Origin of the sequence: Kordiimonas laminariae (assembly GCF_023008165.1) — a bacterium.
In the GTDB taxonomy this organism is placed as follows: domain Bacteria; phylum Pseudomonadota; class Alphaproteobacteria; order Sphingomonadales; family Kordiimonadaceae; genus Kordiimonas; species Kordiimonas laminariae.
Window position 1 is genome coordinate 1 of the sequence record NZ_JAKQZA010000005.1, and the last position, 12,353, is coordinate 12,353.

The following is a 12,353-nucleotide window of genomic DNA, read 5'->3' on the forward strand; positions in this document are numbered from 1 at the left end:
TTTTTCCCTGTTGCTTTGATCGCAGCATCAAGGCCGTGGCGATTAGATTTAACGCCACTCACACCATGATCTTTATAGATCGCTTCACAGCCAGCAGCAGTGAGTGCATCTAGTTGGAGATCAAGGCTTTGATCCTCGGTAGAAACGCGGGCATATCCTATCTTCATATATGAAGGATAGGGCTTTAGAGGATTGATTTAAAAGGGAAAAGAGACTCTTGATACGTGTAAGTCGTGCAAAAAGGCTCCATTATGCACGGGGGCTGAATTTGCACGCATCGACTCGATACATACGACTGTATGTTTAGCAAGTCGTTGGATTTCCTACCTACGTTTAAAAGCTGAATCTGTCAATTTATAGTTATGAAAAACGGGAGAAATGGAGGGTTTTAACTCGAAGGAATTATTCATCATGAAATATCTATTTATGATGTTCTTATTATTAGGGTTAGCCGCCTGTGATAGCTATCCCGAACCAATCACCCCAGACACATTAAAAGCAGCAATTGAAGAGAAGGAATTTGATTCAGATACGCCTGTCATTCAATTGGATGACGTTGAGGTTTTGGCATTTGACAATGAAGGTTCAGATGCGGAACCAGAATATAAAGTGCGGTTGAAGCTTCACGTCTCTACCATCGAAGGCATCGCCAAAACCATCTATGAAGTTAGTGACAGTAATCCGGCAAACTTACCCAAGCAGAATGTTATTGCGGTTCTTTACCCCAAAGGCACAAAGGGTGAGAAAGAAGCCGTCATGACGGTTAAGAAAAACAAAGATGGCTCTTGGTACTATGGCACCCATAGAGCGAAGATTAGTGACGCCCTGAAGCATTACTATGACCATAACGGCACACGTATTTCGTGGGATGGTTATAAGAATGCCCTGATCCTTGATACACCGGAAGAACTAGCCTTCCGCAAGAAGGCAGATGCGGCATATGCGAAGGCTGGAAAGAAGTTCGGGTTTTCAGGTGAAACCATTGAAGAAGTAGTCGCCGAGAAAAAACAAGAATACGGTCTATAACTAACCCCACAAATTCAGGCGGCTATAAAGCCGCCCTTTTTTCATCGTCCCCTGCTCTTTGATTTCGTTTTTTCTTTTGGGCTTCCAAGTTCTTTTGTTTGGGACAGTTTGTTAAGCTTGGCTTTAAGCTTTTCCAAAGCACGGTTTTCCCTAGCTCTTGTATCTGCCTTACCTGTTTCCTTATGCTTCTTATAATATTTGGAAACTTTAGCTGATTGCTCAGGGCCATTTTTCTCCTGCTGGAATAGCTGCGGATATGTAACGCGTTCGAGTTTTAATTGATCTTGTTCACGTCCAGCTTCTTTAGCTACCTCCATAGGCAAGCGATCAAAGTTATCTCGCATCCAAGGTGCATTGCTTGGTTGTGACGTAGTGATCTCATACGTAAGGCCAGATTTATCCGCCGCAGACCAGTGTAGAGGCGTCATCCCCTTTTCGTCCTGCTTCTCAAGCAAGCTTGGGTCTTTTTGCACAGAGGCATAGAGGCCAACGCCGTCACCATTCTTAATCAGATCAAATACAGCACCATCATGAGTCTGCCCTTTTGCGGCCTCTCGCTCTTTTTCCTTGGCTGGCAATTTATCGAAATACACCTTTAATGCTTCAAAGCGTTCTTGTGCCTGATCACTCATTGCTCAAGCTCCCGCATGGTGATCGCTTGGGTCATTACATCCCTTAAAATGATTAAGGTCTTTTGATCCTGCTTAATAGCAACGCCTCTTACCGGATGTTCAATATCAAGGGTAAAGTCATTTAGAGGTTTATGGCTACCTTCCTGAGAGATTGAGGCATATGCAAACTCCTTCCCTTCCTCGGTGGTTATATCAATCACCATGTCGCCGATTTTATGCTGACCTGAATTTGGGGCTGACTGAGCGCCCCCATAGCGAACGAAGGCAGCACCAAATATATCATCCTCGGCATACTGACCGGTGATGTCTTGATGACCGTATTTCTTATTCAGATATAAATGGAGGCACGCCCAAAACTCATAGCGTGGGTTGTAGAGCTTCTTGAGCATATTATCCATTGTCTGGTGACGCAGCTTTGACAGCCAGTCTTCTGACACACCTGTTTTCTCGATATAGCGTGCAACAAGTTTCATGTAGGTAGGAAGCTTAACGCCAGCGGCTTTCCAATCCTCAAGCATTAACTGTCTGATACGTTCCTGTTGTGCTGGGGAATAATGGCTATCAAGCCCATGCGCTGCCACATCAAATGCCATACTTATGTACCCCTAACAAAATCACTCAGTTTGTAAACTTCCGTAAACTTTACAGGACTTAACAGGCAGTCCTTAGACTTCTCCATAGTTCACATGACAAGTTTTCAATCAGCGAAAATACAATCGCAAGCAAAAAATATCTCTATTGAGATGTAATTTTTTTCAAGTGTGGGCGAATACATGCCCTCGCAAACTATAAAAAGAAAGTAGAAGACATGAATGAACATGCCCCAATCCCAGACCCACTACCCGCTGACTCTCCTGAACTCGAAAAGTATCGCCACCATCTGGACGAGTTTGATCTGACCGAAGAGCAAAAACAGGAATTGCTCGTCACACTCTGGCAGATCATGACCCAATTTGTTGACTTAGGTTTTGGCAGAGATGCAACCACTCTCGCCCTTAAAGCTATCTGTGGAGAAGACTTTGAACCAGCCCCATTAGATGACGAGTATGACTTATACTTGAAGGATAAATTAACAACAGAAAGCGAGGACAAATAATGCCCCAACAACCAGCTGTAATCTACTGCCGTGTGTCGAATGTAAAACAGACCACACGCGGCAATGGTCTTTCTTCTCAGGAAACGCGTTGTCGTGAATATGCGAAGTATAAAGGCCATAAAGTCGTTAAGGTATTTAACGACGACACGTCAGGTTCCCTGACTGCACGAACAGGTATGCAAGCCATGCTTAATTATCTGAGTGCCAATAGAAAAGGTAGTGGTCACATCGTTATCATTGACGATATCTCTCGTCTTGCTCGTGGCTTAGATGCTCACTTGCAGTTACGAGCTGATATTGCAAATGCAGGCGGTGTGCTTGAAAGCCCTTCTATTGAGTTTGGTGAAGACTCAGACTCTATTCTTGTAGAGAACCTTCTTGCCTCTGTATCGCAACACCAGCGACAGAAGAACGGCGAGCAAACCAAGAACCGTATGCGTGCGCGTGCGATGAATGGTTATTGGGTGTTTATGCCCCCAATAGGCTATCGCTATGAGAAAGTAGCGGGTCATGGCAAGTTGCTTGTAAGAGACGAACCTTACGCCACTATTCTAGCTGAAGCTTTGAATGGATTTGCATCAGGACGCTTTGAAACAAAAGCCGAAGCGAAGCGTTTCCTGGAAAAGCAACCTTATTTCAGTAAAGGGATCGCACGTCATCAACGGATATACGAGCTTCTTAATCGTCCTATCTATGCAGGCTATATTGAAATCCCTGATTGGGATGTCTCTTTGAGAAAGGGTCATCATGAGCCTCTGATTAAATTCCAAACATATCAAAAGATACAGGAACGCCTGAAGAAAGGTGCCAAAGCACCTGCAGTCGCGGATATCAGAGAAGACTTCCCTTTACGTGGTTTCATTACCTGTGGTGATTGCGGTCATCCTTTAACCGCTTGTTGGTCTAAAGGTAGAAATAAGAGCTACCCTTACTATCTTTGCTTTATTAAAGGCTGTGAAAGCTACCGAAAATCTATCCGTAAAGAGCTAATTGAGAAAGAGTTCGAAACGCTTTTAGGCAAGTTGCAGCCATCAGAATCTCTAGCGGCGCTCGCAGCAGATATGTTTCGTGATTTATGGGACATGTCAGTGTCAAAAGCCACGCAACTCAAGGCCTGTGTGAAGAGAGACTTGAATTCTATCGACAAACAAATCGATGAGTTGATGGACCTCCTCGCAGATTCGGATAGCAAAACTGTCGTCAAAGCATATGAACGTAAAATCCAAAGACTTGAAAATACCAAGTTTGAGTTGCGTGAACAGCTTGCAGATATGCACAAACCCAAGCATACCTTCGAGCAAATGTTCGAACACGCTATGACCTACCTCTCAAACCCGCAGAAAATATGGAATTCCCCCAAATTGGTGGACAAAAGAACGGTCCTAAGACTGACGTTTGCAGACAAATTAGCGTTCAAGCGCGGTGAAGGTTTTCGAACACCAGCGTACGCCTTGCCATTCAAGGCTTTGAGGGAGATTTGTGGGGAAAATTTTGAGATGGCGCACCCAAGAGGATTCGAACCTCTGGCCTCTGCCTTCGGAGGGCAGCGCTCTATCCAGCTGAGCTATGGGTGCGCATCAGTTGGTGGCGCGGACACTACACGGCAATGAAGCCACCTTCAAGTTTCTTTTCGCATGATATGCAATCCATACCTTTTAATGCTCAAAGGGAACATCGCCCGCAACCTGCTTCTTCTTCACGGCAAGCTCAAGGAAGCGTGAATCACCCCGCCAAATGCGAGAATTTTACCACCACAGCAGTTTATACGAATCACCCTTGTGGTTAAAAGGCCGTTAAAGCTTATAATATTATTGCGCAAAACTGAACAATATCCATTAAATGAATCGCTTATAATGGTTTATATCAGCAAAAAATTGCTTTCCTTATTTTGGTAACCTTTTGGTTACGAATTCCCCGTAAAACCGCCCGCAAATCCCCCAGGTTTTGATTGAAATTTATAGGAAACGTGATGACAAACCTTATTAAAGTACTAGTTCTGGCAACATTCTGCGCACTAGCAAGTACGACAGCTGTATTCGCTGTTGAAGATATGACAGCATGGAAGAAAGCTGTTGCGAAAAAAGTAGCTAAAAATCAGCGCTACCCACGTTCTGCTCTTGCTCGCGAAATTGAAGGTAAAGCAAAAATCCGCCTGACAGTTGCTGCTGACGGCGCAATTAAAGCGCATGAAGTAATCGAAGAAACTGGTGCTGCTGTTCTTGACCGCGAAATCCCGAAACTGGTTAAGCGCCTGAACCCACTGCCATCACTTCCTGCTGGCCAAGAAGAACTTTCTTTCGTTCTTCCACTAGACTGGCGTCTAGACTAATCCCCGCATTTTCCCCCAGAGAATGTGCAAAAAGCCCGGCTTCCTCCCTGCCGGGCTTTTCTTTTTCTGAAATCGAATGCTAGTTAGGCTACCCGGTCAGATACCGTTCGGCTGAAAGGGATAAGCGTGGTCTCATAACTGCCTTCAGCCAGTTCAGGATAATCCGGCGTATAGTGAAGGCCCCGGCTTTCCTTGCGCATCTGCGCTGAACGCACAATAAGATCAGCCACTGTCACCAAGTTCCTCAACTCAAGAAGATCAGCGGTTACCCTAAAGTTGCCGTAATATTCCTGAATTTCAGCAGCCAGAAGATCAACCCGGCGTTTAGCCCGGGCAAGGCGTTTATCTGTACGCACAATGCCCACATAATCCCACATAAAACGGCGCAGCTCTTTCCAGTTATGGCTTACCACTACTTCTTCGTCAGAATCCGTTACCTGGCTTTCATCCCACGGCCGCACAATGGCTGGTGCCTGAAGATCTGCCGCATTTTCAAGAATATCATCGGCGGCAGCATTTCCCATCACAAGGCATTCAAGCAGGCTGTTGGAAGCCATCCGGTTTGCCCCGTGAAGGCCTGTGTGTGCGCATTCACCAATGGCATAAAGCTGGCCCAAATCTGTGCGCGAATTCATATCAATATGAATACCACCGCAGGTATAGTGCGCAGCAGGCACCACCGGGATCAGGTCAGACGTGATGTCAATCCCAAGCGATTGACAGTAGCGGTAAATATTCGGGAAATGCGAGATCACGAAATCCGCATCCTTATGGGTGATATCAAGCCACACATTATCGACACCGGTGCGTTTCATTTCGCTATCGATAGCGCGGGCTACAATATCCCTTGGTGCTAGTTCAGCCCTCTCATCATACTTGGGCATAAAACGTTCACCGTCTTTCCCCCTAAGCACTGCACCCTCACCACGCATAGCCTCGGTAATCAGGAAGGTTTTTGCGTCTGGATGATAAAGGCACGTTGGGTGGAACTGGTTAAACTCCATGTTGGTTACGCGGCAGCCTGCACGCCACGCCATGGCAATACCGTCCCCTGTGCTGGCATCAGGATTACTGCTGTAGAGATACACCCTTGATGCACCGCCTGTGGCGAGAATAGTGGAGCGCGCAGAAAAGGTTTCCACGCCACCTGTTTTCAAATTAAGCACATAAAGCCCGTGGGCCTGGTCCGTGTAACCACCCTGCTTTTCCAAGTGACGGTTAGTGATCACATCCACCGCTACATGATATTCATAAATATCAATATTCGGGTGTGCTAGAACCTGCTCATTCAGGGTTTTCTGAACGGCTTTTCCGGTCGCATCTGCTGCATGGATAATCCGCCGGTGGCTATGCCCCCCTTCTCGAGTGAGGTGGTAATCATAGCCGTCTTCATGGGCTTGATTGGCACGGTCAAACTCCACGCCCAGATCAATAAGGCCTTCGATGGCCTCCCGGCCACGTTCCACCACAAAACGCACCGCCTCTTCATTACAGAGCCCGGCGCCCGCAACCAGCGTGTCATCAATATGGCTTTGGATACTGTCAGTAGCTTCAAGAACCGCGGCAATACCGCCCTGTGCCCAGCGGGTTGAACCACCTGACATGGGGCCCTTGGATAGCACAGCCACTTTCATATGCGGCGCAAGCTTAAGCGCTGCGGTCAAACCCGCCGCACCAGTGCCCGCGATCACAACATCATAGATGTGCTTCATGCCGCTTTGCCTTCTTTCTTGCTGGTAAGCTGAAGGAAAATATCTTCAAGGTCGGTCTCGTTAGTTGAGATATCATTGATCGTCAGCCCAGCTTTTTGAACTGCAGCCAGCACAGCACCAACGTTTGCATCGCTTTGGTTAATCTGAACAGCAAGTTCATGTTCACCGCGCAGATGGCTATTGAAATCAGCAAGTTCTATTGGGATTGCACCCAATGTTTCACCAACTTTGATCACCACTTCTTTCTCATCAATCCGCTTCAGAAGCTGCTCGGTTGATTCAGAACATACCACTTCACCGTGGTTGATGATGGCGATGGTATCACAAAGCTCTTCCGCTTCTTCAAGATAGTGAGTAGTCAGCACAATAGTTGTACCACGGGAGTGCAGTTCGCGTACATAATCCCAGAGCTGCTGCCTAAGTTCAATATCAACACCCGCTGTTGGTTCATCAAGCACCAGAACAGGCGGGTTATGTACAAGTGCCTTAGCAACCAAAAGGCGACGTTTCATACCGCCAGAAAGAGAGCGGGAATAAGCGTCTGCCTTATCATAAAGATGCACTGCCTTCAGCAGTTCCTCAGTGCGGCGGTCCTCGCTCGGTACGCCGTACATACCGGCTTGCACTTCAAGCATTTCACGCGGAGTAAAAAACGCATCAAACATCAATTCCTGCGGCACGATACCAATGTTCGCACGCGCATTTCGTGGGTTTTCATCAATATCAAAACCCCAGATTTTGGCATCACCCGCTGTTTTATTCACAAGGCCTGCAAGGATATTAATCGTGGTTGATTTACCGGCACCGTTCGGCCCCAACAGCCCAAACATGGACCCTTGCGGAATTTCAAGATCAATCCCTTTGAGCGCAACTTTATCTTCAGCACCGCCACGGCCTTTATAAACTTTCTTCAAGCCTTTGATTTCAATTGCATTTCCGCTCACACCAAAATCCTTTACAAACTTAACCCAGCAGCATGGTATAAAATTCACTGCCATATGCACCACACCGCTTGTACGCCGCAGTAGCTTTGATATATAGAATAGTTCCCGTCTAACCGAGTAAAAATCCTAGAGAGATTAAACCCATGACGCTTGAAGCACCAGAAACTAAAATTGTTGACACAAAAAAGGTAGCCTGCGATGGCGACGGCGGCGCCCTTGGTCATCCACGCGTTTATCTAACCATGGACGAAAACGGCCAGGTAGAATGCCCATATTGTGATCGCCGCTATATTTTGCAAGGCGGCCCTTCTGATAAGTAAACCACTTAGCAGAACTATCCACACATAATTATTTCAGGGGAAGCTGATGACTGCAGAGAGCGGCAAAGAGCATTTATATTTGATCGATGGCTCCGGCTATATTTTTCGCGCCTATCACGCCATGGCTTATGCTCGAAAGCCACTAACTCGCAGCGACGGTACCCCTGTGGGTGCGGTATACGGCTTTTCCAATATGATCATGAAACTGCTTCAGGATCTGGAAGATAACGAAAAGCCAACGCACCTCGCTGTGATTTTTGATGCGGCCCGCAAAACATTCCGTTCTGAAATTTACCCAGAATATAAAGCGCACCGCCCACCAGCACCTGAAGATCTGGTACCTCAGTTCCCGCTGATCCGCGAAGCAACTGAAGCCTTTGGCTTACCCGCTATTGAGATGGAAGGCTATGAGGCCGATGATCTGATCGCAACCTATGCCGCTGAAGCACGCGCAAAAGGCTGGCAGGTAACCATCGTAAGCTCAGACAAAGATTTGATGCAGCTTCTAGATGACCGCACCGATATGTTTGACACCATGAAAAGCAAGCGCACTGCCGCAGACGGTGTGGTTGAAAAATTCGGTGTTGGCCCGGAACGCGTTGTGGATGTGCAGTCGCTCGCGGGTGATAGCGTGGATAATGTACCAGGCGTGCCTGGTATCGGTATCAAAACCGCTGCGCTTCTCATTAACGAATACGGCGATCTGGATACACTTCTTGAACGCGCCGAAGAGATCAAACAGAAGAAACGCCGCGAAAACCTGATTGAATTCGCAGATATGGCGCGCGTCAGCCGCCAGCTTGTTACGCTTAAATCAGATGTGCCTGTGGAAAACAGCGTTGATGATTTTGGCCTTTCACAGCCTGAGCTGGACCCATTCCTGAAGTTTGTGGACGCACAGGATTTCCGCTCACTCCGTGTAAAAGCAATTGCCGCTTGGGGTGACGGCACAGAGGCCGACCCAATCGATGAAGAAGTAGAGACGGTTGAAAAAGACTATAGCTGCGTAACTGATATGGCCGAGCTTGAGAAATGGATCGAGCGCGCTTACGCGACTGGCGTTGTAGCTGTAGATACTGAAACTACAGGCCTTGATGCCGCTGAAGCTGATCTTGTGGGTATCTGCCTGTCTACGAAGCCAGGGCAAGCCTGTTATATCCCTGTGGGTCACGTAGGTGACAGCGATGATCTCCTAGCAGAACCACCACATCAACTGCCAAAAGCAGACGTAATTAAAGCACTTAAGCCGATGCTGGAAGACGCTTCTGTTCTGAAGGTTGGGCAAAACCTCAAGTATGATATGTCGATCCTCTCCCGTGTGGGCATTAATCTCCACCCAATGGATGACACCATGCTGATCAGCTACGCGCTGGATGCTGGCAAGCATAACCACGGTATGGACGAACTTTCAGGCATTCATCTGGATATTACCCCAATTCCGTTCAAGGAAATTGCAGGCACAGGCAAAAACCAGATTACTTTTGATAAAGTACCGCTGGACCGCGCAACGGATTATGCCGCTGAAGACGCTGATATCACACTTCGCCTGTATAAAATTCTGAAACCACGCCTATCGCCAGAGAAGGTGACAACGGTTTACGAAACCCTTGAACGCCCACTGGCTAAAGTACTGTCAGGTATGGAGCTTGAAGGCATCAAGGTAGACGTAGGTACGCTGAAAAAACTTTCCAATGATTTTGCTATGGGCATCGAGCGTCTGGATAAAGAAATTCAGGACATGGCAGGTCGCCCGTTTAACGTTGCATCACCGAAGCAGCTAGGTGAAATTCTCTTTGATGACCTTGGTCTGAAAGGCGGCAAAAAATCCGCGAAAACAGGCGCATGGCAAACTAATGTAGATGTGCTTGAAAAACTGGCAGCGGAAGGCCACGAACTACCTAAGAAGGTAATGGAGTTCCGCCAGTTCTCCAAGCTGAAGAGCACCTATACTGATGCACTCCAGCAGCAAGTAAACCCGCATACAGGCCGCGTGCACACCAGCTACCATATGGCGTCTACTACAACGGGCCGTTTGTCATCAAATGACCCGAACCTTCAGAATATTCCGATCCGTACGGAAGAAGGCCGTAAAATCCGCCGTGCCTTTGTGCCAGAAGAAGGTAACATTCTGATCGCGGCAGACTATAGCCAGATTGAACTGCGTATCCTTGCTCATATCGCTGAAATTGAAGCACTGCAGAAAGCGTTTGCAGAAGGCACTGATATTCACGCTATGACAGCAAGTGAAGTATTTGGTGTGCCTGTTGAAGGCATGGACCCGATTGTTCGCCGTCAGGCTAAAGCCATCAACTTCGGTATCATCTACGGTATTTCGGCTTTCGGCCTTGCTCGCCAATTAGATATTAGCCGCTCGGATGCTGCGAAATATATTGATGCCTATTTCGAAAAATTCCCGGGCATCCGCAAATATATGGATGATACGGTAGAGTTCGGTAAAGAGCACGGCTATGTGGAAACGCTATTTGGCCGCAAGTGCCACACACCATCCCTACAGGACAAAAACCCAATGAAGCGCGGCTTTGGAGAACGTGCAGCCATCAACGCCCCAATTCAGGGTACGGCCGCTGATGTGATCCGCCGGGCGATGATCCGCATGCCAGATGCACTTAAGGACGCTGGCCTAACGGATGTTCGCATGCTCCTTCAGGTGCATGATGAACTGGTGTTTGAAGCACCTGAAGGCAAAGTGGAAGCGGCGATCCCTGTTATCCGTGATGTGATGGAAAACGCCTGCAAACCAGTGCTTGATTTGAGCGTACCCCTAATTGTGGATTGCGGTACAGGCCATAACTGGGAAGAAGCGCACTAGCCCCAACCTTTATCACTGTGCGGGCAATCTCTTCGCTTGGTTGCCCCACACCTTCATAACTAGCTCTCCAGCTTCATTTTTGCTGAAAGAAAACTCCATACCCATTTGTGCGAAGAGATAGGTTTCCCCTTTTTCATGCCCTTCAATAAAGAACTGTGTTGGAGACAAGTTACCTGAGCTCTCGACAAGAAAGCCTTCACCTTCTGTGGTAACATTAAAACGTATCTCACGTCCTTGAAACTCAAAGGCATATGAACCTGTAAACCTAACTTTTTCTTCCTTGGTTGCTGGTCTCCAGTCTTTCACTTCAGATTGGTAAATGGGCCAATCATACGTGTTTGCCGCCGCACTCAGGATTTCCTCTATAATCTTCATGCCGTTATCACTGTTAGTCATCACAACAGCACCTTTACCTTCGAGAAGGGTAATCATATAAGCCCGGAAACCAACATTTGATCCACCGTGTTTGAAGCCGATGATCTCATCACCTTCCATCTCCAAACTGAAGCCCAAGCCGTACCCACCCTTGATATGTGTCAGCATTTCTTTGGCAGACTTCTGAGTTATCAAAGCCCCTTCCACACCATTCCATGCTTTCATCATTTCCAGCGAAAAAGCGGCGATATCATTGGGTGTTGTCCAGAGGCTGGCAGCCGCGCTTTCAGGGTGTACTACATACCCATCTTTAACAATCTCACCATTTGGCAAATGCCCGGATGCCAGCAATGCTTTCTTATTTTCAGGGACAATAAAATCAAAGAAGCTCTCATTCATGCCCGCAGGTTTTACCGTGAGTTTATTGACAATCTCAGGGAACCAAACACCTGCCCTGTCCTCAAGCGCGAGCTGCATTACGGTGTAACCACCACCAGAATAGCGCCAATTGGTACCCGGTTCGAAATCCACTATTACAGCGCCTGTATTTGCTGTTCCTGCCCCTGCTACAACATCCTTGGTGGATGGATATTCAGCCCCAAGCGGATACCCCGGGAAACCATGCACTGTCGTACCAGCCGTATGGCTTAGAAGGTGCTTTAATGTAACTGGCGTTTTCTCTGTTAACTTATTTTCCGGCAACTGCCAGCTTTTGAGGTAATCATTGATAGGTGTATCTAAGCGAAGTTCACCTTTATCCACCATCTGCATAACGGCAAAAGCGGAAACAGGTTTTGAGATAGAAGCTGCTTGAAAGAGTGTGTGCTCCGTGGCCTGTTTCCCTGATGCTGTATCACTCACGCCCCAAGCGTGAGACCAAGCGATTTTCCCATCATCAATGATGGCAACAGAAACAGCGGGTACACCGTGCACATGCATTCGCTCAAGCATATTAAATGTTTGTGTTCTACCCTTCAGTTGAAAGGTTGGTGCGAGAGCATTTTCAAATTTTTGAACCTCTTGTTCGTCCGCTACTGCTACTTCAGTAAAACCAAGTGCCAAAACTGATGCCAATATCTTAAACACAGT

The 12,353-nt window shown here is 47.3% G+C and carries 11 protein-coding genes, 1 tRNA gene and 1 pseudogene; 6 read left to right on the forward strand and 7 right to left on the reverse strand.

The window, feature by feature from the left end:
• A partial coding sequence (locus tag MF542_RS10820) for a recombinase family protein (protein ID WP_247015955.1) occupies positions 1-167 on the reverse strand: 167 nt, incomplete at its 3' end.
• 244 nt (positions 168-411) lie between these two features.
• On the opposite strand from MF542_RS10820, the gene MF542_RS10825 reads away from it, so the two are divergent.
• Entirely contained in the window at positions 412-1,026 is a 615-nt protein-coding gene (locus MF542_RS10825; RefSeq protein WP_247019106.1) for a hypothetical protein, read from the forward strand.
• Between the two features lie 41 nt (positions 1,027-1,067).
• On the opposite strand, the gene MF542_RS10830 is transcribed toward MF542_RS10825, so the two are convergent.
• Positions 1,068-1,658 carry a hypothetical protein gene (locus MF542_RS10830; RefSeq protein WP_247019108.1) on the reverse strand — a complete coding sequence of 197 codons (591 nt, stop codon included), beginning with the start codon at positions 1,656-1,658 and terminating at the stop codon, positions 1,068-1,070.
• Positions 1,655-2,251 (reverse strand): hypothetical protein, encoded by a 597-nt coding sequence (locus MF542_RS10835; RefSeq protein ID WP_247019111.1) that lies wholly within the window; start codon positions 2,249-2,251, stop codon positions 1,655-1,657. The genes MF542_RS10830 and MF542_RS10835 overlap by 4 nt, the downstream gene beginning before the upstream one ends.
• Before the next feature lie 215 nt (positions 2,252-2,466).
• Between MF542_RS10835 and MF542_RS10840 the strand changes: the two genes are divergently transcribed.
• Together MF542_RS10840 and MF542_RS17805 are read left to right on the forward strand one after the other, a co-directional pair.
• Positions 2,467-2,754: a hypothetical protein gene (locus tag MF542_RS10840; RefSeq protein ID WP_247019113.1), complete on the forward strand. Its 288-nt coding sequence runs from the start codon at positions 2,467-2,469 to the stop codon at positions 2,752-2,754.
• Positions 2,754-3,749: pseudogene (locus tag MF542_RS17805) on the forward strand (recombinase family protein); the annotation flags it as partial. The gene MF542_RS10840 and the pseudogene MF542_RS17805, both read left to right, overlap by 1 nt.
• A gap of 502 nt (positions 3,750-4,251) precedes the next feature.
• On the opposite strand, the gene MF542_RS10845 reads toward MF542_RS17805, so the two are convergent.
• Positions 4,252-4,328 (reverse strand) — tRNA-Arg (locus MF542_RS10845).
• Positions 4,329-4,723: 395 nt separating this feature from the next.
• Between MF542_RS10845 and MF542_RS10850 the strand changes: the two genes are divergently transcribed.
• A complete protein-coding gene (locus MF542_RS10850) occupies positions 4,724-5,083 on the forward strand; it encodes an energy transducer TonB (RefSeq protein ID WP_247019114.1) in 360 nt (119 codons plus the stop codon).
• Positions 5,084-5,166: 83 nt separating this feature from the next.
• Here MF542_RS10850 and nadB read toward each other — a convergent pair whose 3' ends face one another.
• Both nadB and MF542_RS10860 read right to left on the reverse strand, forming a co-directional pair.
• A complete protein-coding gene (gene nadB, locus MF542_RS10855; RefSeq protein WP_247019116.1) occupies positions 5,167-6,795 on the reverse strand; it encodes an L-aspartate oxidase in 1,629 nt (542 codons plus the stop codon).
• Entirely contained in the window at positions 6,792-7,739 is a 948-nt protein-coding gene (locus MF542_RS10860; protein WP_247019119.1) for an ABC transporter ATP-binding protein, read from the reverse strand. The genes nadB and MF542_RS10860 overlap by 4 nt, the downstream gene beginning before the upstream one ends.
• A 143-nt stretch (positions 7,740-7,882) precedes the next feature.
• Here MF542_RS10860 and MF542_RS10865 point away from each other — a divergent pair, with 143 nt between their 5' ends.
• Together MF542_RS10865 and polA are read left to right on the forward strand one after the other, a co-directional pair.
• Complete coding sequence (locus MF542_RS10865) at positions 7,883-8,059, forward strand: zinc-finger domain-containing protein (RefSeq protein WP_247019121.1); 177 nt, start codon at positions 7,883-7,885, stop codon at positions 8,057-8,059.
• Between the two features lie 46 nt (positions 8,060-8,105).
• The gene (gene polA, locus MF542_RS10870; RefSeq protein WP_247019123.1) at positions 8,106-10,889 is read left to right on the forward strand and encodes a DNA polymerase I; all 2,784 of its coding nucleotides are present in this window, start codon (positions 8,106-8,108) and stop codon (positions 10,887-10,889) included.
• Between the two features lie 12 nt (positions 10,890-10,901).
• Here polA and MF542_RS10875 read toward each other — a convergent pair whose 3' ends face one another.
• A complete protein-coding gene (locus MF542_RS10875) occupies positions 10,902-12,350 on the reverse strand; it encodes a serine hydrolase domain-containing protein (RefSeq protein WP_247019125.1) in 1,449 nt (482 codons plus the stop codon).
• Positions 12,351-12,353: the final 3 nt, after the last annotated feature.